Below are 20,669 nucleotides of genomic sequence, written 5' to 3'. Positions count from 1 at the left end.
GCTCATGCAAGTCGACGCGGTCGTCCTCGACATCGACGGCGTGCTGGTGGACGTGGCCGACTCCTATCGCCGAGCAATCATCGAATCCATCGACCGGGTGTACGGCGACACAATCGAGAAGGCGGCGGTCCAGCAGTTCAAGGACGCCGGCGGGTTCAACAACGACTGGGAACTGACCTATGCAGCCGCGCTGTTCGTTCTCGCAGGCCGCGAGTCCGCCGTCGCCGACCTGGCGGCCTTTACCGACGCTATCGCCGAGCGTGGCGGCGGCCTTGACGCGGCCGAGGCAGTGGTTCGTGACCTACTCGATGACTCGGCCGAGGGTCGCGTCTTCGACGCCTGGGACCCCGAACAGCTCCGGGACGTGTTCCAGACGCTGTATCTCGGTACCGACCTCTACCGGGATATCGAGGGCGGCGAGCCGCCGTTTGCCGCGCCGGGGTACATCCACGACGAGCCGCTACTGGCCGACGATGAGACGCTGTCAGCCCTGCAGGACCGCTTCGCTGTCGGCGTTGTTACCGGCCGACCGGCCGCCGAGGCAGACATCGCACTGGAGCGCGTCGGTCTCGACCTGCCCACGGAACACCGCTTCACCATGGACGACTGGGCGGAAGGGAAGCCCCACCCCGCCGCCCTGCGGACCCTTGCCGAGCGCTTCGACGCCGAGCGAGTCGCCTTCGCCGGGGACACCCTCGACGACGTGGCGACCGCGGTCAACGCCGACGAAGCCGACGATGAGCGCGTCTACTACGGCATCGGCGTCCTGACCGGCGGACTGACCGGTGATGCCGGCCGCCGGACGTTCGCCAACAACGGCGCGAGCGCAGTCGTCGAATCGGTCACCGACCTGCCGGAGCTTCTCGACGCGGCGTAGCCGGCGTTATCCGGTCGCCGGCAGCACCGCTGTCCGCAAACAGCAACGATTTCACCAGCGGGACAGAGACCTCGGGTATGCGACGACTGTCGACGTTCGGCTGGGCATTCCTGGTGAGCATCTGGGCCGGGCTTGTCGGGGGTGCGATCATCCGCGAACCGTCGGTCGACCTGGTGCCGCTGTACGCCGTTGCCTGCCAGCTACTCGGTCTCATCGCGGCCTACTGGACGATGCGTGAACACGATCACATCCTCGAATCCGTCCATCGGCCGGGCCGCGTCGGGATGTTTATCATCGTCCTTTTTTTCGTGATGGTCCCGATTTCGACGGTATTCGCTCTCGTGCTCGGGGCCACCTCAGTCCCTGGCGTCGCGACCCAGTGGCTCAGCTATCTGGTGGGGCTTGGGAGCGCGCTGTATATCACCTTCGCCGGTGGGTTCGATCGAGTCTGGGAAACGTACACCTGAGTGAACCTGTCACACAACGTTTATTCAGTGGTCGGCCTACGCCGTAAGTATGGACATCGCGTTGCTTGGTGGTACTGGAGACATCGGTCAAGGCCTCGCCCTCCGCTGGGCTGACGACACGAACCACAGGATCATCATCGGCTCGCGGAAAGCCGAGAAAGCGGCGAACAAAGCCGAGGAGTACGAGACAGAACTGGCCAGCCGCGGCCACGATGACGTGGAGATCGCCGGTCTGGGTAACGAGGAGGCCGCCGCCCGCGCTGACGTGGTGGTCGCCGCCGTCCCGGCCTATCACCTCACGGACACCATCGACGCCGTCGCGGACGAACTCGACGACACCACGCTCGTTTCCCCCGCTGTCGGGATGCAACGCGACGAGGACGGCTTCCACTACAACCGCCCCGGTGCCGGGAGCGTCACGCAACTGGCCGCCAACGCCGCCCCGGACGACACCCCCGTTGTGGGTGCCTTCCACAACCTCGCGGCCGGTCGCCTCGCTAACCTCGATGCCGACCTCGACTGGGACACCATCGTCGTCGGCGACGACACCGACGCCAAGGACACCGTCTGTGAACTCGCTGAAGGCATCGAGGGGATCCGTGCGCTTGACGGCGGCCCGCTCGCCAATGCCGCCGAAATCGAGGGGCTGACCCCGCTGCTCATCAACGTCGCTCGCCACAACGACAGCCTGCACGACCTCGGCGTGCGCTTCCAGTAGTACCTTTTTACTTCGTCGCCCTTCTTCGCGGCGCTTCGCGCCGCTGTGGGAGGGCTCTCTGCTCACGGGCGCAGAGCGTCCGTTCGCACGGCCAGCGGGACCGGGGGTCCCGCTCGGCTCGCAAAATCTCGCTAAAAACGATCTCCGAGTCGTGCTCTGTGAGCGCGGTCGGAGTGAAACCGCTCGCCGACGGCGAGGGGTATGCCCACTGCGACCGCCCGACTGCCGGCAGCAGTGTCATTCCGTATCCCGCTTCTACTGCAGCCCTGCCCTTCCCCGCCGCCAGCGATGAAACGCTGGCACGGCCCGGAGTGAGGGTCGCGGTTTCATATAGTTGTCAGATGAGTTCAGGCGAGCAGCAAATACTTGCGTCCTGCAGCCGTCATAGTAGAGGATGGAGACTCAAGAGCCGCTCGCAATACTCCATGTTGACGACGACGGGGCGTTGGGAGACCTCGTGGAACTGTATCTCGAGCGAGAGAAAAGCGGCCTCGATTGTACCGTCACGACGGAGACGAACCCCGAAACCGCGCTGTCGCTGATTCGGTCGTCGGAGACGGATTTCGATTGTGTCGTCAGCGATTACCATATGCCGGAGATGAACGGTATCGACTTCCTCGAAGCAATCCGGGAGACCCACCAGGAACTGCCGGTGTTGCTGTTCTCGGGGGAAGAGACCGGTGACGTCGCCGCCGAAATCATTCAGGCCGGTGTCACCGACTACCTCAAGAAATCCGTCGGAACGGACCAGTACACGTCGCTCATCCGCCGGGTCGAACACGCCGTCGATTCGGACGGGAGCTTCGAGACGGGCAGCGAAGTCAAACTCAGCGGCGTCGGCGTCATCGGCACGGACGAGCGCTTCGAGCGAGTCGACGAGACCTACGCCTCGTATTATGGCTACGAGTCGGAGGAGCTCGTCGGCAAGCACTGGTCGGAACTCCACCCGAGCAACGAGGTCCAGCACATCAGGACCCACGTCATTCCCGTCGTCAGAAGCGGCGGGAAGTGGACCGGCCAGAGCGAAGGGTTGCGGGCCGACGAAACCACCTTCACCGAGTCGAAGATGGTAACGGCACTCGACGGTGGGCGGATGCTGATCGCCGTCGACGAAATCGACGATTCGGGACTGGCCGAACAGGAGTGAGCCAGCGGTCGCTACTGGCCGTGTGACGAACCGCAAAAGTGACCGCGTTACGCCGAGGCCTGCTGCAGCGCGTCGTCGATGTCGTCTGCCTGCGTGACGCCGACGAAGCGCTCGACGATGCCGTCGTCGTTCTCGATGATGAGCGTCGGGAGGGAACGTACCTGATACTCGTTGGCAACGTCCTGTTCCTCGTCGACGTTGATCTTCTCGAACTCGACGTCTGCCCACTCCTCTTCGAGGTCTTCGAGGATCGGGTCCTGCGTTTTGCAAGGGCCGCACCAGTCCGCGTAGAAGTCCTTCAGTGTAACCGTCATAGTACTCTGTTCGTGTTAGCCCGCGGTATCTGATAAGGGTTATCCATGTGTACCTGGGGCACGCAATCGCGGGCGACCCGAAAGGCTTAGTATTGGTGATACACCACCCTGAAGTATGAGTGGTAGCGACGGCGGCGGGCTGATGTCCAGTGCGGGACTGGTCCGGTATTTCGACGCTGAAGACCAGAACACGGTCCGTATCGACCCTCGAACAATCGTCGCGACCGGCGTCATGTTCGGGCTGTTGATGCTCGTGCTAAACGCGATGATCGTGTAGGCGATTCCGCACTGTTTTCCTCCCCCCGCCACTGACTCGCGGGTATGCACTTCACGCAACGCGAACAGCAAGCGCTCCGCGATGCTGGCGTTGAGCAAGCGACCATCGAAGCGGCCTCCGACGGAGTGATCGAAGCCACTGACGACGCGGCCGCGGCGCTCGAAGCCTTCTTCGACGGCCGCAAGACGGTGTACTCCGATATGGACATCGCCCACAGTTCGAGCGACATTCAGGAACACACCGTCGAGTACTGCGTCCTGTTCACCCATGCCGACGACATCCGGGGCTATCTGCGGTTCGACACTTGGGGCGTCCCGGTCGAGGGCGGACGCGTTCTGAGCGAGGAGAAGGTAGAGCTCTCGCTGGGGCCGACGGTCCACGGGCGGGTCCGCTTCGCCGACGACGAGGACGCGCTATGACCGTCCGGGTCAGGGGCATCTACGCGACGGCGCTGACCCAGTTGCTGCGCGAGGCTGGCCACGAGGTCGTGCAGGCGTCGGGACCGATCCAGAACCGCTTCGACGGCGAGTTCGCCGACGAGCGGGCGGCGGTCACCGTGGCGACGACGGACGACCAGCAGGGCGTCGGCGTCGTCGGTGACCGCGACGTTGCCGACACAATCATCGACCGCCTGACCGAAATTGGTCGGGACACGCTGCACTGGACCGATCCGACGCCCGAGGGCGCGGTCTATGCCGGCACCGTGACTGAGACGCTGGGGAGCGGCGCTGTCGTCGACCTCGGCGACGGCGAGGGCTTCCTCCCGTACTCGTCTTCGGACGAGCGAGTCGAGACGGGCGATACGCTCCGGGTGCAGGTCGTCGAAGCGAGCGCGCCGTGGACGAACGGCCGGCCGGTACTGGACGCGACCGTCGCGGTCCGCGGGTCGCTGCTCTCGCTCGTCCGTGGCGGAACCACCAGCACGCCGGGGACCGGCGGCCCGGCGATGCTAGACCTTATCGCCGCTGAGCCTCGGGATGGCTGGGGTGTCTCGTGGGAATCGGCGAGCGAGGACGCGAGCTTCGAGGCGCTGGCAGAGGCACTCGACGCAGCCAACGAGCGCGCGGTGGCCATTGACGACGCGCTTACGGGAGCCGACCCGCCCGAGGACTGCGCACCGGCCTGTTACGACGAAGGACTGGCGACGGCGTGGCTGTGGTTCGGTCGCGAGAGCCGGTTTGCCCTCGACGAGGCCCGCCGCGAGGTGACGGCGACGATGCCCGGCCACCACCGGGTGAAGGCCGGCGACCGCGCGGCCAGCGCCGCCGTCGACTACGTCGAGGCGCTGTGTGACGACATAGAGAGCGGTGAGACGGACTTCCCCTTCGCCGTGACGGCCCGGCAGTTCGGCCCGCAGGTCGGCGGGTCGCTGTCGCTGGGCCACGGCAAGCCCGACGGCCGGCTCATCACGCTGGGCAGCGGCGAGGTCCAGTCAGTCGACGACGACGGGACGGTGACCATCGAGCGCGAGATGAGCCCCGGCGGCACCTACGATGCCCTCGGCGTCCCGAAAGAGGGCGGGGACATCGCCGAAACGAAAGTCAAGGAGGGACGCTGGTGGTATCCGACGGTGTACCGCGACAGCGACGGCGAAAAGAAGGGAACCTACGTCAACGTCTGCACGCCCGTCGAGATATTCCCCGACACCGCCCGCTACGTCGACCTCCACGTCGACGTGGTGAAACACGCCGACGGCACCGTCGAGCGGGTCGATGACGACGAACTCGATGCGGCCGTCGAGCGCGGGCATCTCTCCGAGCCGCTAGCCGAGCGTGCCCGGAGCGTCGCCGCCGCTGTCAAGAGCGCGCTGGAGTGACGGCGCGAGAGTCAGTCACGCGACGCGGCGTCAGTCTCGCCGGTGTCGGGCGCGCCACGCTGCCAGCCCGACCGCCGCAACTGCCGACCCGACGCCGAAGCCCGGACCGCCGACTCCGAGGGATGTGTCGCCAGCGTCGGTAGCGCCGCTGGCTTCGTCGTCCGTGGCCGTCTGTGTCCGTATCTGTGGGTCCGGGAACGTGTACAGCCCGGGCTGGACCTCCGTCCCCTGGCTCGCGTTCGTGCTCCCGGCGACGAAACAGCCGGCGGCCCGCTGGGCGGTCCAGAACGAGGTCGTTTCAGTGTCGCGCCACTCGAAGGCGAGTTCAGGCGCGGTCGGGTCCGTCAGGTCATGGACCCGGACCCCGCCGTTGTACCACGCGGAGTAACAGCGGTTGTCGGTCAGTTCGAAATTATGTGCCGTCGTGAGGATGCCCCCCGGCGATGGGTCGGAAGTCGGTGGCGGGTCAAGCGTCGACAGCAGTTCGGCGTCGGTCGGGTCGCTGATGTCGTACAGTTCGATGCCGCTGGGGCCGCCGCTGTCGTCGTCGCCGAGGTCCCACGACTCGCCGCCGACGCCCAGCAGCGACGCGTCCTCGTCGACCGTCACGAAGTGGTCGTTTCCCGGCGGTTCGCTCCGCTCAGTGCCGGGGTCCTCGATGGCCGCAAGGTCCTCGGGAGTCCGGCCGCGGACCTTCGCCACCAACGAGATATCACTCGGGTCCGACACGTCGACGATCCACGTCCCGCCGTCCCAGTACGCCAGATAGGCCCGGTCGTCCTGGACCCACACGTCGTGCAGCGGCCAGAGGCTCGTCGGCACGTCGGTCCAGGCGTCATCGGCGTCGAGCAGCGACCACTCGCCGGCTTCCTGTTCGGCGTCGACATCGACCACGAGCAGGGGGTTGCCGTCGCGGTCGTTCGCGGTCAGGTAGGCGTAACGACCGTCGAAGTGGCAGTTGTGGATGCGCGTGTCAAGTTCGAGCCCAGCGATCCGTTGCGGGTCCTGCCGGTCGCTCACGTCGAAGACGACGAAACCGTGGGCCCCGTCAGCGGGGTGAGCGGGACCGGCGGCCAATAGCCGCGAATCGCTAACAGCGAGGTCTTGCACCCGCTGTATCGGTCCGCTGTCGCTCTCAGATAGCAGGTCGGTCCGTCGGCTGAGCAGGCGGGGGCTGGTCGGCGTGACGAGGTCGACGAGCGCGATACCATTGCCCGTCGCGACGTAGGCCGTGTGCCCGTCGGGGCTGGTGACGACCTCGTACACCGTCTCCATCTCAAGCACGCCCAGCGGGTCCTCGCCAGTCGGGGTGTCCGCTGGCGCTGGCTCAGCCGTCCCATCGCCGGTCGGCGTCGGGTGACCGCGGGTCGTCCCCGTCGCTATGCCGACGCCTGTTCCTGCGAGGGCGAGTCGTCGGAGGACCGTCCGGCGGCGCATAGCGGTTTCTGGGGGAGCCAGGGCAAGAAGGATTCCGGTGCCCGCAGCGGATCGCCGGTCAGTTCCCCTGGATGGCGTCGATGACCATCGCCGCCGCGATGATCGGCTCCTTGGGGACAGTACTGGCGTCGTCGATGGTGATCTCGTAGCGGTCTTTCAGCGAGAACTGCCCGTCGATGTTGCCGACGTGGTTGCCGTCCTGGTCGGCGATCTCGTACTTGTGGGGAATCCAGCCGCCGAACGGGACGACGTTGCGGGCGATGGTCACGAGCGCGCCCTGGGAATTGATTTCGGCTATCTTCGCTTCGGTACTGGCGTCCCGGATCTTCCACGTGTCCTGGAAGATGGAGTAGTCGTTGTCGAGGATGACGATGTCCTCGCCGGTCTTCGAGTCGGTGAGGACGTAGTTGCCGGCCACGTCGATGATGCCGCCGGCTTTGACCTGAAACACCTCGTTGTCGTTTGCATCAACAAACGGGAACTCCTCCTTCATCTTCAGCATCTTCTGTTTCCCGCGAAGGACGACGTTCCCGGCGGCGTCCATCGCCTTGTACTTGTTGCGGATCAGGCTCTGTTCGACCGTGTAGCTGTCATCAGAGAGGTCGATTCCCGTGATGTCGTAGTCGCTTGTCACACCCATACCAATCTCATATTCGATATTTGTGGTAAATCTTTCGCCATAGCACTCAAAATAAAAACAGGCCCGCGCTGGGAGTCGGTCGCCGAGACCCGAACCGACAGGGTTTCCCCCCTGCCGGCCAAGTAAAATCCAAGGATGAGCAAGGATATTATCGAGGTCCGAGGGGCCGAGGAACACAACCTCAAGGACGTCGACGTGGAGATTCCCCGCGAGGAACTGACAGTCGTCACCGGGCTGTCGGGGTCGGGTAAGTCCTCGCTCGCATTCGAGACGGTGTACGCCGAGGGCCAGCGGCGCTACATCGAATCGCTCTCCGCCTACGCACGGAACTTCCTGGGGCAGATGGACAAGCCACAGGTCGAGAACGTCGAGGGACTCTCTCCGGCGATTTCCATCGACCAGAAGAACGCCGCCAACAACCCCCGCTCGACGGTCGGGACCGTCACCGAACTGCACGACTACCTCCGTCTGCTGTACGCCCGCGTCGGTACGCCACACTGCCCGGAGTGTGGCCGCGAGGTCGGCGAACAGTCCGCTCAGAACATGGTCTCTCGACTGCTGGAACTCCCCGAGGGGACCCGCGCCAAACTGTGTGCGCCGGTCGTCCGCGACCAGAAGGGGGCCTTCGAGGACCTGTTCGACGACCTCGTCGGAGAAGGGTATAGCCGCGTCGAGGTCGACGGCGAGGAGTTCGACCTCACGCTGGACCGGCCCGAACTGGACGAGAACTACGACCACACCGTTGACGTGGTCGTCGACCGCGTGAAGATCTCGCCGGACGCCCGTTCGCGCATCACGGACTCCGTCGAGACCGCACTCGACGAGGCCGACGGGACGCTGAAGGTGATCCTGCCGGACCCGCCCGAGGGCGCGGCGGAGACGCTCGGTGGGTCGGACGCCAGAGCGACCGGAGACCTCGCCGACGGCGAGGAAGACGACGGCGCTACCTCGGACCGCGTCGTCGTCGAACTCTCCGAGGACCTCGCCTGCACCCACTGTGGTATCGACATCTCCGAGATCGAGACGCGGTCGTTCTCGTTCAACTCACCGCACGGGGCCTGCCCGGAGTGTGAGGGGCTGGGCGAGACGAAGGAGGTCAGCGAGGATCTGGTCATCACCGACCCGACGAAGCCGCTCAAGCACGTCTTCGAACCCTGGAGCTACGACCGGACGTACTACTCGCGGCAACTGGACAACGTTGCCGAGCACTTCGGCGTGGACCTCACGACGCCGTTCGAGGAGCTAGACGAGTCCATTCAGCGGCAATTCCTCTACGGGACCGACAGCAGGGTCCATTTCGAGTGGCGGACCAAGAACGGGACCCGGGAGAAGACCGAGCGGTTCGAGGGCGTCATCCCGAACCTGGAGCGGCGACACGTCGAGACGGACTCGGACCGCGCCCGCGAGCACATCGAGGAGTTCATGGCGACGACGACGTGCCCGGCCTGTGAGGGGACGCGACTCAAAGCCGAGTCGCGGGCGGTACTCGTCGACGGCACCTCGATCACCGAGGTCAACGAAATGTCCATCAGCGACGCGCTGGCGCACTTCGAGGGGATGGAGGAACACCTCTCGGCTCGGGACCGGAAGATCGCTGAGGAGATCCTCAAGGAAATCCGGGCTCGCCTGGGTTTCATGACCGAGGTCGGCCTGGACTACCTGACGTTGGACCGCGAGGCCTCGACGCTGTCCGGCGGCGAGAGCCAGCGGATTCGCCTCGCAACGCAGATCGGGAGCGGCCTCGTCGGCGTCCTCTACGTTCTTGATGAGCCCTCCATCGGCCTCCACCAGCGGGACAACGACCGGCTGCTGAACACGCTCGAAGAGCTCCGAGATCTCGGGAACACGCTGCTCGTGGTCGAACACGACACCGAGACGATGCGCCGGGCCGACCAGATAATCGACATGGGGCCCGGCCCGGGCAAGCGCGGCGGCGAGGTCGTCGTCAACGGCCCGATGGACGAGCTTATCGACACCGAGGAATCGGTAACCGGGAAGTATCTCTCCGGTGAACGGACGATTCCGGTCCCCGAGAGCCGCCGCGAGGCCGACGGCGAACTTACGATTCGGGGCGCTCGCCAGCACAACCTCGCGGACCTCGACGTGTCAATCCCGCTGGGGACGTTCACCGCCATCACGGGCGTCTCCGGGTCCGGAAAGTCGACGCTGATGCACGACGTGCTGTACAAGGGGCTGGTCCGCCGGATGAACGACACCGACGTGAACCCCGGCGAGCACGACGCCATCGACGGCCTCGACGACATCGAAACGGTGCGGCTTATCGACCAGTCGCCCATCGGCCGAACGCCCCGCTCGAACCCAGCGACCTACACTAACGTCTTCGACCACATCCGCGAGCTGTTCGCCGAGACGAGCCTCTCGAAACAGCGCGGCTACGAGGTCGGCCGGTTCTCGTTCAACGTCAAGGGCGGCCGCTGTGAGGGCTGTGGCGGCCAGGGGACGGTCACCATCGACATGAACTTCCTCTCGGACGTGACGGTCCCCTGCGAGGAGTGTGGCGGCGCGCGCTACAACGACGAGACGCTGGACGTGACCTACAAGGGCGCGACCATCGCCGATGTGCTCGACATGACCGTCGAGGAGGCCTACGACTTCTTCGAGAGCCACGGCGGCATCCGCCGCCGGCTGGAACTCCTGAAGGACGTGGGCCTGGACTACATGCGCCTGGGTCAGCCCTCGACCACGCTCTCCGGCGGCGAGGCCCAGCGCGTCAAGCTCGCCGAGGAGCTCGGCAAGAAAGACTCCGGCGAGACGCTGTACCTGCTTGACGAGCCGACGACGGGACTCCACCCGGAAGACGAGCGCAAGCTCATCGACGTGCTCCACCGGCTCACCGACGACGGCAACACCGTGGTCGTCATCGAGCACGAACTCGACCTGATAAAGAACGCCGACCAGATCATCGACCTCGGCCCCGAGGGCGGCGAGAACGGCGGCGAACTCGTCGCCGAGGGCACCCCGGAGGACGTGGCCCGGACCGAGGCGTCCTACACCGGACAGTACCTCCGCGACCTGCTACCGAACGTCGACCTGGAGGGGCCGCGGGCGGACCGCGAGTTAGCGGCCGAACAGCCGGCCGCGGACGACGACTAGGGCTGTCTGGGCGGCGAAAACAGGCAATATCCCAACCAGCCACCAACGTTTTTCAGGCTAGCGAAACCTGATAGAGCCAGCTATGGCGCAGTCGACAGCGGATCGCGTCGAACAGAAACGGGGTATCGGTGGGCTGGCGAAACAGGCGAACCCGGCGTTCGCAGCGGGGGCGGTGGCCGTCCCGCTCATCGCGTTTGCAGGGGCCGTCGCTAGCGGGAACATTCGGGCACTTACATACGTACACGTGATGGCCGGGGTACTGTGGACCGGTATCGACCTGTTCATGGGGCTCGTGTTGGGGCCGGTGCTCGGTGGTCAGGAGCCGGATGCACGGGCTGACTTCTTCGCGTCGTTCACGCCCAAGATGACGTTCCTGATGCCGACGCTGGCGACGGTGACCATCGCCGGCGGCATCCTGCTGTCGCTTCGCCTCGGGAAGTTCCCCAACGCGGACCCGTGGCTGGCAATCTTGACCGCTGCGACGCTGATTCCGGTCATCCTCCTCATCGGCTACCAGTTCGACGCGCTGACCGATCCGAGGACACTTGGCGTCCTCGGCGTCGCCGTCGTTGGTTCCGGCGCGTATCTCGCGACCACGCTGCCCGCCTTCGCGATGACCTCGTGGTGGATCGCCGCCACGCTCGGTATCGTGACCCTGCTATCCGTGCAGGGCTTCGGCGTCGTCCTGCCCGGCGAGGTCCGCATCTACCGGCAGGTCGTCTCCGAGAACCCCGACGTTGATCTGGTCTCAGAGATCGGGATGCGAAACGCCAAGCTCGGCGGCCTGCAGGGCCTGATGCAGTTGGCTATCGTGTTCGTGATGGTCGGGCTGCGCTGGTGGACGCCGTAGAGCTTTCACGTATCACGACGAAACGGGTGTAGAAGCGCTTATCATCCTGCCTGTTGACCGTTTCTGGCAACGATGGGTTGGTCGGGGCGCGCCGGGAGTCAGTGTACGTTCACGGACGACGGCACAGAGTGGGGCGAGGAACTCGAACAGGAGTGGCACTGTCCACACGGCGCAATCGAAGGCAGATCCCGCTGTCCGTTCCACTGCCAGCCCGAGAATGTCCCCGACGATGTGGACGTCTCTGAAGCCTTTCTGGACGCGATAGCCGCCGGTGACGACGGGAGTCGGCAGGAGCGGAAGCGGGCGAAGCAGTTTCTCGGGGCCACGTTCGACGCCCTCGACCTGTCGAACGCGGTCGTCGACAGCGCTGACAACCACCCGGTCGACCTCCGCGGGGCGACGCTCGGGCGGCTGGACTGCACCGACAGCGAGTTCGGCCAGCGCCTCGACCTCCGGGGCGCGACGGTCGCGGGGACCGCACGGTTCGACGGCCGGTATCACGAAATCGACGCCAGGGACGCCGAGATCGAAGATGGGGTGTTCACTGGAGTGGCGGCGGACCGGATCGACCTCCGCGACGCACACCTGAACACCGCTACGTTCGAGAGCGCGGGACTGTCCGAGATTGACGCCCGTGACGCGACGATTGGAACTGCGAACTTCGACCGGGCGTCGGTGACCGACGCCGCCTTCGACCGGGCGACCGTCGAGGAAGGGTCGTTCCAGCACGCCACACTGGAGATGGCCGACTTCGATGAGGCGCAGTTCGGGACGGGGGATTTCTACCACGCGACCTTCGACGAGGCGGACTTCCGGTGGGCGGAGTTCGGCACGGCGCGGTTCTACGGGGCGACGTTCAGCGGCGGCTACTTCAACGGGACCAGCTACGACGAGGCCGTTTTCGAACGGATCGAGGCCGAGCGGCTCTACCTCCCAGACGTGCAATTTACCGACGCGACGTTCGCCGACGCCGTCGTCTCGATGAAGCTGGTGGTACACGACTCGGCGTTCGTCGGCACTGACTTCGCCGGGGCGGACATCGCGCGGCTCGATGCCACGGACACGACACTGGTCGGAACGACCGTCACCGACGCGACCGTGGCCGACCTCCAGTTGGACGGGGCGACACTGGCGAGCCCTCGGTTCGAGGACAGCGAAATCGACCGGCTACGTGCGGCGGACGTGACCTGTCTCGGCACCGTCCGAATCCGCGACTGCACCGTCGGTACGGTCGACCTGCGGTCCGCGGCTGTCGGGCCGGCCGAGGTCGCGGTCGTCTCGCTGTCAGAGACGTCGGTCGAGGACGGCGTGTTCGGCCAGCCGGACGCCGGAGCCGCCGTGTACGATCTGGAGCGGGCGACGCTGGGAACAGTCAGGTTCGAGGGAGACGGGACAGACAGCGTCCTCGACAGAATTGTGTTCTACCGGACGCGGTTCGCCGGGTTCGATTTCCGAGACGACGACGGTATCGACCTAGAGGGGGCGAACTACCGCCTGCACGAACTCGATAGCGCGCTCCGGGACGGCCTTCGGGCCGCACTAGCGTACCCGGCCGCGCTCGACGACGCGGTCGGAGCCCTGGCGGACGGCACGGACCCAGCGGCCGACGAACCGGCGACAGTGACAGAGCGCGCAGCCGAACGGGCCGGCGACCGGGCGCTGGGACCGGACGCCGGCGCGACCTTCGAACGCCTGTCGACGGCTACGGAGGGGCGAATCGAGGCCGCCGCCGGCGAGGTGACGTACCTCCGGGCGAAAAACGGCGCGAACGACATCGCCGACAACACCACCGCCTCCGAGTTCTTCATGTCGCAGTTGGCCTACCGGCGGCGCTGTCAGTCCCGGTGCGTCCGCGACGGTGAGGCGTCGCTGCGGGAGCGCGGCCGAGCCCTCACCCGCTGGGGAATGAACGCCTTCCTGTTCGTGACGACCGGCTACGGCGAGCGGGCGTCATACACGCTCGCGGCGTCGGCGGTACTCATCGCCGCCTACGCCGGCCTCTATCTCGCTATCGCGCCGGACCTATTCGGGAGCGTGGGCCAGTATGCCCAGCTCAGCCTCGGGTCGTTCATCGCCTTCTTCCTCGGCGGCGTCGGCGGGGTCAGCAATCCGACCGTCTCCCTGCTGGCCCAGTCCGAGGCGTTCCTGGGCGGCTTCTTCGTCGCGCTGTACGTCTTCGCGCTGACGCGGTCGGTCAGTCGCTGACACCGCCAGCTTTCTTCGCTCGCGGCCGTAGTACAGGTATGCATATCGCCTACGCCGCGCTCGGTGACCGCGTCCTCGGCGGCGACAGCCACAGCGGCTGGGACGACTGCCTGCTCGGCCACGACATCGAGTGCGTCGCCGCGGGAACAGCCGAACCGGAGCGTGCCTTCGTGGGAACTGCCGATGCTGGCCTCCAGCGGACCACCGACTGCGGAGCGACGTGGGAGGCAGTCCTCGACGCCGGGGACCGCGTGACGAGCGTCACGGTCAGCCCGCACGACGCCGACGTGGTGTGGGCCGGGACGGAGCCGAGCGCGGTCTACCGGTCGACCGACGGCGGGGCGACCTGGACCGAGCGCCCCAGACTGACCGGCCTCGAATCGTCGGCGCGGTGGTCGTTCCCGCCGCGGCCCGATACCCACCACGTCCGGTGGATCGCGCTCGCCCCGGACGACCCGGAGCAGGTGTACGCCGCCATCGAGGCCGGCGCGTTCGTCCGCAGTCCCGACGGCGGCGAGACGTGGATCGACCACCCCGACGGCGCACGGCGGGACAACCACACGCTGGCGACCCACCCCGACGCTCCGGACCGGGTGTACACCGCCGCCGGCGACGGCTTCGCGCTGTCGACCGACCACGGCGAGACGTGGACCCACCCGCAGGACGGGCTGGCCCATCGGTACGTGTGGGGCTTGGCCGTCCACCCCGACGACCCGGACCGCATCGTCGTCTCGGCCGCCAGCGGCCCCCGGTCGGCGCACAGCACCAGCGGCGAGAGCTACGTGTACCAGTGGAATGGCGACCGGTGGCGACGGTCGATGGACGGTCTGCCGGGACCGGCGGGGCTGGCCCGGCCGGTGCTCGCCGCTGACCCGGACGACGGCTTTCTCGCGCTGACAAACTACGGCCTGTTCCAGTCGAAACACGGGGAGACGTGGACCCGACGAGACCCCGGCGACGGGGACTGGCCGGCCGAGTACGACCAAGTCCCCAGCGGGTTGGCTGTCGTGTGAGGTGAGGCTGAGCGAGTCGAAGGCGTCAGAGTCCGTCCGCAGCCTACACCAACTGGAGGAAAACGGCGCCGAGGCCGCTCGTAACGACCGTCGCAACGGCCGCAAGCAGGAGAATTTTCGCCGCCCGTCGCCGGTCGGCGCGGACGGCCTCGCTCGCGTCGACGCGCCCGCTGGAGCCGCCGGACCCCGAGAGGTCGTAGCGGGCGAGCGCACCGAAGGCCACGCAGAATCGGAAGTGGTCCTGCAGCGCGCCGACGTACCCGCCGAAGACGAAAGGGACGGTCGCCCACAGTGACAGGTCGGGTATCGCGCCGAGGACGGCGGCGATGGCGATACCGATGGCGACCGCGAACGAGGCGACGGCCGACAGTCTGCGGGCGCGGCGCTGGTCGGCACCGATGTTACACACCCCGGGCTGGTACTCCGTCATAGCCGTCAACAGGGGCGACACCGACAAATGCGTCCCGGTCGGACCGGCACCACAGCGGCCTGTTCGCGGTTGGTTGTGTCATCAGGGAGATGGTTTTTCACCCTATCGGACCACCGTCCGACTATGCCCCTCCAGTTCGAGCTCTCGAAGACGTGGAAATACGCCCTCATCGGCGGCGTCGTCCCCGCGCTGTTCACGCTCGCAGACGTGTTGCGGTCGTCGTCGGACATCACCTTTCAGGGAGTGGTCCTCGGCGGTGTCGTCTCGGGGTATCTAGTCAAGCGCCACGGCGGGACGGGGACCGCCGCCGGAGTCAGAGTCGGACTCATCGGCGGTATTCCAGCTCTCTGGTCACTGAAAGAGGCGTTTCTAATTGTCCCGACAATCCCGAACCCGCTGTGGTTCCAAATTGTCAGCGTCGGTATCGTGATGTCAATCGGAGCGCTGATAGTCGCCCTTCCAATGCTGTGTGGCAGCCTGGCCGGCCGTTTCGGCGGCTGGCTAGCTGAGCGACAGGGCCATCCGCGGGTCCCTACGGCGGGTAGCTGACCCGACGGTCGTCGCAGAACTCGTTGCGCCAGCCCGTCTGAATCGAGAAGGTATTTGGTTCGTGACACCGAGAGAACGTGTATGCACGATGTTGTGGTGGTCGGCGCGGGTCCGGCTGGGTCCCGGTACGCGCGTCAGGCGGCGAGTCGGGGGCTCGACGTGGTGGTGTTCGAACAGGGCGAGATCGGCAAGCCGCTGGCCTGTTCGGGCCACGTGAGCACGGACATCTGGGAGTTCACCGAGGACGCCCGCGACGAGCTGTTCCAGAACGAGATCTCTGGCGCGCGGTTCCACACGGGCGGCCCCGGGAGCCAGGACCACCCCTTCTACAAGGACGAGGTCATCTCGAACGTCATCGACCGCGTCGGTCTGGACAAGCATCTCGCCGGGCTAGCTCGCGACGCCGGTGCCGACGTTCGCGAGGGGCATTCGGTCGTCGGCGTTACCGAAGACAGGGACGGCGTCACAGTCGAGGTCCGCGGCGACGACGGCATCGAGACGCACCGAGCAAAGATGGTCGCCGGCTGTGATGGCCCGAAGAGCCGCGTCCGGCGGGAACTCGACCTCCCGGAGCCCGACGAACTGCTCCACGGCGTGCTCGGGTTCAGCGACGAGGTTGACCACGGCGACTTCGTCGACGTCCACCTCACCGTCCCGCGGTTTTTCGCCTGGCGCATCCCACGAGGCGAGGCTGGCGTGGAGTACGGACTGGCGGTGCCGCCGGGCGACGACGCCCGCGGCCGCTTTGAGGAGTTCGTCGACGGCTACGGCGTCGAGACCGACCGCCGCTGTTCGGGGCTCATCCCCATCGGCCCGCCGAAGCGAGTCACCGGCCGGCGGTCGTTCCTCATCGGCGACGCCGCGGCACAGACCAAGCCCTTCACCGGCGGCGGCATCCGCTATGGCATGACCGCCGCCGACCACGCCGCCCGGGAAATCGACCCCGAGGACCCGGCAACGCTGGGCGACTACGAGCGGGCGTGGCGCGACGACCTCCGGCAGGAGATCCGCCTCGGCCACGCGGTTCGGGCCGGCTACTCCGCGCCGGAGCCGATACAGAAAGCCGGGATGAAAGCCTTCGAAGGCGAAATTGGCGTCCACATGGACCGGCCGACGACGCTGTTCTCCCGGGAGCAGTTGGCGGCGCTGTTCTCCCGGTCCTGACGGACGTGTTACCGAACTATCGTTTGCAGGTAACGTTTTTACCGACCGCTGGAAAGGGGCGGGCGTGGTAACACGCCGACGAACCTACGTCCTCGCGGGCTTGCTCGTTCTCACCGGCTGTCTGACGACAGTCCTGCTCGCACGAGTGCTATCGACGATATTCTTCGCTATTACGGTCGCATACGTCCTGTTCCCCGTCTCTGAATGGCTCGGACGCCACGGGCTCAACAAGCGACTTTCGGCGGCCGTGACGACTGGTATCGCCTTCGTCAGCGGCACATTCATCGTCGTCCCGCTCGGGGCCGTGTTGTATCTCCGCCGTCGTGACCTGTTTTCCTTCTTCCAGCAACTCCCACCGATGGTGACCATCGATGTCGGCGGGTTTAGCTATCCGGTGGAAATCGCGCCGACGTTGCTATCAGCGCGACGGATACTCACGGATTTCGCAGTCGCCCTCGCGGCAGAATCGCCCGTCCTGGCGCTGAAAGCCGTCCTGTTTACGATTCTCGTTTACGCGATGCTCTGGCAGCCACAGGCCCCGAAAAAGGCCGTCTACCGGACGGTGCCGACATCGTATCACGAGGTCGTCAACCGACTCCACCAGCGGCTCCGGGGAACACTGTACGCGATTTACGTTCTCCAGGCGGCGACAGCGTTCGGGACCTTCGTCGTGGCGTGGGTCGTGTTCTGGCTGCTGGGCTATCAGGGCGCGTTCGCGCTGGCGGTAGTCGCCGGCATCCTGCAGTTCATCCCCGTCGTCGGCCCCAGCGTCGTCGTCCTTACCATCGCTGTCGCGGATATCATCAACGGCAACATCACCGGGGCGATACTAGTGACCGTGTTCGGCCTCGTCTTCATCGGCTTCCTCCCAGATGCAGTCATCAGGCCGAAACTAGCCCGCTACACGACCGGCCTCCCAGCTAGCCTCTACTTCGTCGGGTTCACCGGCGGCGTGTTGACGCTGGGTGTTATCGGCTTTATCGCCGGGCCGGTCGCTATCGCGCTACTGGTCGAACTGTCGTCGCTGCTGACAAGCGAGCGACAGGGGGACCAGCAGAAACTGACGTAGTGTGGACTGTGTCAGCAATTGCGATGCCGATTCAATTGGTCTCCAGCGGCCGTCCCTGTGCCTCCCATTCGGTGAGACTCCCTTCGTAGAAATCCACCTGCTCGAAGCCGAGATGCCGCAAGACGACGTAGGTGTGGCTAATGCGACGGGCGGTGTTACAGTAGAGGACGACGCGTTTGTCGGGGACGATGCCCGCATTTTCGAGGACTGATAGCGCCTCGTCTCGGGGCAACAGGCCCCGCGTTTCGTCGTCGACGAGGTTCCGCCAGTCCAGCAGGACCGCACCGGGGATGTGGCCCTCGTCGTACTCTCCTTCCTCACGTGTGTCGACCAGCACTGCGTCAGGGTCGTCCGCGGCATCAGCGACCGCGTCCGGGCCGACCAGCGGCGTCGAATCGGGACGTGCCACCCCGTAGTCGGTCGGTTCGACGACCGGCGACTCGCTCGATGTTTCCCGCTCCAGTTGCCAACTGGAGAAGTCGCCGTCGAGGAGGTGGAGCCGGTCGGGGTCGTGGCCGAACAGTTCGGCCGTGACGAGGAAGCGCGCGGCGAAGACGCCGTGGTGGTCGTCGTACGCGACGATGTTGCTCTCCGGGGAGACGCCGGCCTCCGAAAGCAACTGTGCCCAATCGTCTTCGTCGGGAAGCATCCCGTCGCCAGCGTCGGCGTCGGACTCCACACCGTGTTCGTCCGCCCGGAACGAATCGAAGGGCACACTCACCGCACTCGGGAGGTGGCCGAGGCCGTCGTACTCCCAGGCGTCGCGCACGTCGACGATTCGGATACTCTCGCCCTGGCTCACCACCCACTCCGCGGAGACGAAATCAGTCATTGTCATGGGTTGCCGCTCCGGCCGCTTGAACGCTCTCATCGCCTCCGGTCGAAGGTGGTTGCAAATATTGCTCGTTCTTACGGGAGAACAGGCCGAGCCGGTTCGGACATGGTACTCCATGGCGCGTATTCCGTCCACCGCTGGAACGACGTCTTTCGCCCCCGCCAAATAGGGGTAATATATGCCGCCAGGGTGGATGAGTGGCCGAACATGCCGAAAGTCGTGGTAATATATGTCTGGTAGACTTACGCTTCGATGCACTATGACTGAATACGCTAACGACGTGCTCGTCTCGGCCGACTGGGTCAGCGAGCATCTGGACGAGTTCCAGAGCGACGACCCCGCCCACCGACTGGTAGAGGTGGACGTCGACACGGAACTGTACGACGAGAGTCACGTGCCCGGCGCGATCGGCTTCAACTGGGAGACGGACCTCCAGGACCAGACCACGCGAGACATCCTCGACAAGGACGACTTCGAGGACCTGCTCGGTGCCCACGGCATCAGCGAGGACTCGACAGTCGTTCTCTACGGTGACAACTCCAACTGGTTCGCTGCCTACACATATTGGCAGTTCAAGTACTACGGTCACGACGACGTGAAGCTGCTCGACGGCGGCCGCGAGTACTGGGTCGAGAACGACTACGAACTCACCGACGAAGTGCCCGAGTTCTCCGCGGTCGAATACGAAGCCTCCGGCCCGCGCGAGTCCATCCGCGCCTACCGAGAGGACGTCGAGAACGCCATCGAGCGCGAACTGCCGCTCGTCGACGTTCGCTCGCCTGAGGAGTTCTCCGGCGAGATCCTCGCACCCCCTGGACTCCAAGAGACCGCTCAGCGCGGCGGCCACGTGCCCGGCGCACAGAACATCTCCTGGGCGGCCGTCACCAACGACGACGGGACGTTCAAGGACTACGACGAACTCGAAGAGCTCTACGCCGAGTACGGCATCGACGGCGACTCCACGACGGTCGCCTACTGCCGCATCGGTGAGCGCTCCTCTGTCGCCTGGTTCGCCCTGCACGAACTGCTGGGCTACGACGACACCATCAACTACGATGGCTCCTGGACCGAATGGGGCAATCTGGTTGGTGCGCCTATCGAAAAAGGCGAAGCTGAGTAAGCGAGAGCGCACGAAGCTTCGAATCGAAGCGGCGACCACGCGGGAGCCGCGGAGAAGGGCGAAGCGGACGACTAAGCGAGAGCGCAGTAGACATACTCTCGAATTTTTGTGGCGCGCTTCGGTGGGCTATAGCAACTGCATTCGAAGGAGGGGACCGTCCGAACAGCTAGCTTTGAGAAACACGTTTGCCGCCCAACCGTACATTCAAGTCAGATGCACGTCCTACACCCGGGTGTGGACCGAACGGAACTCGAACGGGAACTCCGCGACGCCTTCGACGCCGACCCGGATATCGTTACGGTCGTCGCCAGACAGGCGCGGGACCTCTCGGAGTCGGACCAGTTCGTGACCGACTTCGGGGCGGAGCTGACCGTTGAAGATGTGATCGACAACCTCGCGGACGCGCCCGAGGACTATCAACTCGCCGAGCGATGGAACTGGTGGCTGGGTGCACTTGACCTCTCACACGGCGGCTACGCGCGGTTCAGCGTGCGACAGGACATCGACAAGACATCCTGACCTGTCGCTGTCGGAATTTCTGCGTTCGAAAAACGGCGCGACGCCAGTCAGTGTACGCTAAGCCCGTGTGCCTCTCGTGCGTGTTCGAGGAGTTCCTCCGTCGTGTCG

21 protein-coding genes are annotated in these 20,669 nt (G+C 65.7%); 16 read left to right on the top strand and 5 right to left on the bottom strand.

Annotated features, from left to right (window positions below):
* The first annotated feature begins 4 nt into the window (after nt 1-4).
* From C444_RS03715 to C444_RS03700, 4 genes are all read left to right on the top strand, one after another.
* Nucleotides 5-877 (top strand): TIGR01548 family HAD-type hydrolase, encoded by an 873-nt coding sequence (locus tag C444_RS03715; protein ID WP_004591031.1) that lies wholly within the window; start codon nt 5-7, stop codon nt 875-877.
* Between the two features lie 77 nt (nt 878-954).
* Nucleotides 955-1,344, top strand: coding sequence for a hypothetical protein (locus C444_RS03710; RefSeq protein WP_004591030.1), 390 nt, complete (start codon nt 955-957; stop codon nt 1,342-1,344).
* 49 nt (nt 1,345-1,393) lie between these two features.
* Nucleotides 1,394-2,062: an NADPH-dependent F420 reductase gene (npdG, locus tag C444_RS03705; protein WP_004591029.1), complete on the top strand. Its 669-nt coding sequence runs from the start codon at nt 1,394-1,396 to the stop codon at nt 2,060-2,062.
* A 394-nt stretch (nt 2,063-2,456) separates the two neighbouring features.
* Nucleotides 2,457-3,209, top strand: coding sequence for a response regulator (locus C444_RS03700; protein WP_004591028.1), 753 nt, complete (start codon nt 2,457-2,459; stop codon nt 3,207-3,209).
* A gap of 47 nt (nt 3,210-3,256) precedes the next feature.
* On the opposite strand, the gene C444_RS03695 is transcribed toward C444_RS03700, so the two are convergent.
* Complete coding sequence (locus tag C444_RS03695; protein WP_004591027.1) at nt 3,257-3,523, bottom strand: thioredoxin family protein; 267 nt, start codon at nt 3,521-3,523, stop codon at nt 3,257-3,259.
* A 115-nt stretch (nt 3,524-3,638) separates the two neighbouring features.
* On the opposite strand from C444_RS03695, the gene C444_RS03690 reads away from it, so the two are divergent.
* Genes C444_RS03690 through C444_RS03680 form a run of 3 tightly spaced genes read left to right on the top strand, consistent with a single transcriptional unit; the run spans nt 3,639 to nt 5,616 of the window.
* Entirely contained in the window at nt 3,639-3,800 is a 162-nt protein-coding gene (locus C444_RS03690) for a preprotein translocase subunit Sec61beta (RefSeq protein ID WP_004591026.1), read from the top strand.
* Between the two features lie 44 nt (nt 3,801-3,844).
* Entirely contained in the window at nt 3,845-4,219 is a 375-nt protein-coding gene (locus C444_RS03685) for a DUF7532 family protein (RefSeq protein WP_004591025.1), read from the top strand.
* On the top strand, nt 4,216-5,616 hold the full coding sequence (locus C444_RS03680) for a DUF402 domain-containing protein (protein ID WP_004591024.1): 1,401 nt from the start codon (nt 4,216-4,218) through the stop codon (nt 5,614-5,616). The genes C444_RS03685 and C444_RS03680 overlap by 4 nt, the downstream gene beginning before the upstream one ends.
* Before the next feature lie 30 nt (nt 5,617-5,646).
* Here C444_RS03680 and C444_RS03675 read toward each other — a convergent pair whose 3' ends face one another.
* Together C444_RS03675 and C444_RS03670 are read right to left on the bottom strand one after the other, a co-directional pair.
* Nucleotides 5,647-7,053: an LVIVD repeat-containing protein gene (locus C444_RS03675; protein WP_004591023.1), complete on the bottom strand. Its 1,407-nt coding sequence runs from the start codon at nt 7,051-7,053 to the stop codon at nt 5,647-5,649.
* Between the two features lie 58 nt (nt 7,054-7,111).
* Nucleotides 7,112-7,693 carry an LURP-one-related/scramblase family protein gene (locus C444_RS03670; RefSeq protein ID WP_004591022.1) on the bottom strand — a complete coding sequence of 194 codons (582 nt, stop codon included), beginning with the start codon at nt 7,691-7,693 and terminating at the stop codon, nt 7,112-7,114.
* Between the two features lie 135 nt (nt 7,694-7,828).
* Between C444_RS03670 and uvrA the strand changes: the two genes are divergently transcribed.
* The 4 genes from uvrA (at nt 7,829) to C444_RS03650 (ending at nt 14,875) form a co-directional block, all read left to right on the top strand.
* Nucleotides 7,829-10,807, top strand: coding sequence for an excinuclease ABC subunit UvrA (gene uvrA, locus C444_RS03665; protein WP_004591021.1), 2,979 nt, complete (start codon nt 7,829-7,831; stop codon nt 10,805-10,807).
* A gap of 82 nt (nt 10,808-10,889) precedes the next feature.
* Complete coding sequence (locus tag C444_RS03660; protein WP_004591020.1) at nt 10,890-11,657, top strand: hypothetical protein; 768 nt, start codon at nt 10,890-10,892, stop codon at nt 11,655-11,657.
* Between the two features lie 72 nt (nt 11,658-11,729).
* Nucleotides 11,730-13,862, top strand: coding sequence for a pentapeptide repeat-containing protein (locus C444_RS03655; protein ID WP_004591019.1), 2,133 nt, complete (start codon nt 11,730-11,732; stop codon nt 13,860-13,862).
* A 38-nt stretch (nt 13,863-13,900) separates the two neighbouring features.
* Nucleotides 13,901-14,875: a WD40/YVTN/BNR-like repeat-containing protein gene (locus C444_RS03650; RefSeq protein WP_004591018.1), complete on the top strand. Its 975-nt coding sequence runs from the start codon at nt 13,901-13,903 to the stop codon at nt 14,873-14,875.
* A gap of 43 nt (nt 14,876-14,918) precedes the next feature.
* On the opposite strand, the gene C444_RS03645 is transcribed toward C444_RS03650, so the two are convergent.
* A complete protein-coding gene (locus C444_RS03645; RefSeq protein WP_004591017.1) occupies nt 14,919-15,305 on the bottom strand; it encodes a hypothetical protein in 387 nt (128 codons plus the stop codon).
* A 123-nt stretch (nt 15,306-15,428) separates the two neighbouring features.
* Here C444_RS03645 and C444_RS03640 point away from each other — a divergent pair, with 123 nt between their 5' ends.
* The 3 genes from C444_RS03640 (at nt 15,429) to C444_RS03630 (ending at nt 18,087) form a co-directional block, all read left to right on the top strand.
* Complete coding sequence (locus tag C444_RS03640; protein WP_004591016.1) at nt 15,429-15,854, top strand: DUF5518 domain-containing protein; 426 nt, start codon at nt 15,429-15,431, stop codon at nt 15,852-15,854.
* Between the two features lie 81 nt (nt 15,855-15,935).
* Nucleotides 15,936-17,018, top strand: coding sequence for a geranylgeranyl reductase family protein (locus C444_RS03635; RefSeq protein WP_004591015.1), 1,083 nt, complete (start codon nt 15,936-15,938; stop codon nt 17,016-17,018).
* Between the two features lie 64 nt (nt 17,019-17,082).
* Nucleotides 17,083-18,087: an AI-2E family transporter gene (locus C444_RS03630; RefSeq protein WP_004591014.1), complete on the top strand. Its 1,005-nt coding sequence runs from the start codon at nt 17,083-17,085 to the stop codon at nt 18,085-18,087.
* 31 nt (nt 18,088-18,118) lie between these two features.
* On the opposite strand, the gene C444_RS03625 is transcribed toward C444_RS03630, so the two are convergent.
* The gene (locus tag C444_RS03625; RefSeq protein ID WP_049909078.1) at nt 18,119-18,919 is read right to left on the bottom strand and encodes a sulfurtransferase; all 801 of its coding nucleotides are present in this window, start codon (nt 18,917-18,919) and stop codon (nt 18,119-18,121) included.
* Nucleotides 18,920-19,181: 262 nt separating this feature from the next.
* On the opposite strand from C444_RS03625, the gene C444_RS03620 reads away from it, so the two are divergent.
* The gene (locus C444_RS03620) at nt 19,182-20,042 is read left to right on the top strand and encodes a sulfurtransferase (RefSeq protein ID WP_004591012.1); all 861 of its coding nucleotides are present in this window, start codon (nt 19,182-19,184) and stop codon (nt 20,040-20,042) included.
* Nucleotides 20,043-20,255: 213 nt separating this feature from the next.
* Nucleotides 20,256-20,561 (top strand): hypothetical protein, encoded by a 306-nt coding sequence (locus tag C444_RS03615; RefSeq protein WP_004591011.1) that lies wholly within the window; start codon nt 20,256-20,258, stop codon nt 20,559-20,561.
* The last annotated feature ends 108 nt before the right edge of the window (nt 20,562-20,669 follow it).

Origin of the sequence: Haloarcula japonica DSM 6131 (genome assembly GCF_000336635.1) — an archaeon.
In the GTDB taxonomy this organism is placed as follows: Archaea; Halobacteriota; Halobacteria; order Halobacteriales; family Haloarculaceae; genus Haloarcula; species Haloarcula japonica.
This window is presented reverse-complemented; position numbering and strand designations above follow the sequence as displayed.

Bases quoted from the DNA above. Each gene is read 5' to 3' on its own strand.
- C444_RS03715 (WP_004591031.1), top strand. From the start codon at position 5: ATGCAAGTCGACGCGGTCGTCCTCGACATCGACGGCGTGCTGGTGGAC.
- C444_RS03710 (WP_004591030.1), top strand. From the start codon at position 955: ATGCGACGACTGTCGACGTTCGGCTGGGCATTCCTGGTGAGCATCTGG.
- npdG (WP_004591029.1), top strand. From the start codon at position 1,394: ATGGACATCGCGTTGCTTGGTGGTACTGGAGACATCGGTCAAGGCCTC.
- C444_RS03700 (WP_004591028.1), top strand. From the start codon at position 2,457: ATGGAGACTCAAGAGCCGCTCGCAATACTCCATGTTGACGACGACGGG.
- C444_RS03695 (WP_004591027.1), bottom strand. From the start codon at position 3,523: ATGACGGTTACACTGAAGGACTTCTACGCGGACTGGTGCGGCCCTTGC.
- C444_RS03690 (WP_004591026.1), top strand. From the start codon at position 3,639: ATGAGTGGTAGCGACGGCGGCGGGCTGATGTCCAGTGCGGGACTGGTC.
- C444_RS03685 (WP_004591025.1), top strand. From the start codon at position 3,845: ATGCACTTCACGCAACGCGAACAGCAAGCGCTCCGCGATGCTGGCGTT.
- C444_RS03680 (WP_004591024.1), top strand. From the start codon at position 4,216: ATGACCGTCCGGGTCAGGGGCATCTACGCGACGGCGCTGACCCAGTTG.
- C444_RS03675 (WP_004591023.1), bottom strand. From the start codon at position 7,053: ATGCGCCGCCGGACGGTCCTCCGACGACTCGCCCTCGCAGGAACAGGC.
- C444_RS03670 (WP_004591022.1), bottom strand. From the start codon at position 7,693: ATGGGTGTGACAAGCGACTACGACATCACGGGAATCGACCTCTCTGAT.
- uvrA (WP_004591021.1), top strand. From the start codon at position 7,829: ATGAGCAAGGATATTATCGAGGTCCGAGGGGCCGAGGAACACAACCTC.
- C444_RS03660 (WP_004591020.1), top strand. From the start codon at position 10,890: ATGGCGCAGTCGACAGCGGATCGCGTCGAACAGAAACGGGGTATCGGT.
- C444_RS03655 (WP_004591019.1), top strand. From the start codon at position 11,730: ATGGGTTGGTCGGGGCGCGCCGGGAGTCAGTGTACGTTCACGGACGAC.
- C444_RS03650 (WP_004591018.1), top strand. From the start codon at position 13,901: ATGCATATCGCCTACGCCGCGCTCGGTGACCGCGTCCTCGGCGGCGAC.
- C444_RS03645 (WP_004591017.1), bottom strand. From the start codon at position 15,305: ATGACGGAGTACCAGCCCGGGGTGTGTAACATCGGTGCCGACCAGCGC.
- C444_RS03640 (WP_004591016.1), top strand. From the start codon at position 15,429: ATGCCCCTCCAGTTCGAGCTCTCGAAGACGTGGAAATACGCCCTCATC.
- C444_RS03635 (WP_004591015.1), top strand. From the start codon at position 15,936: ATGCACGATGTTGTGGTGGTCGGCGCGGGTCCGGCTGGGTCCCGGTAC.
- C444_RS03625 (WP_049909078.1), bottom strand. From the start codon at position 18,919: ATGACTGATTTCGTCTCCGCGGAGTGGGTGGTGAGCCAGGGCGAGAGT.
- C444_RS03620 (WP_004591012.1), top strand. From the start codon at position 19,182: ATGACTGAATACGCTAACGACGTGCTCGTCTCGGCCGACTGGGTCAGC.
- C444_RS03615 (WP_004591011.1), top strand. From the start codon at position 20,256: ATGCACGTCCTACACCCGGGTGTGGACCGAACGGAACTCGAACGGGAA.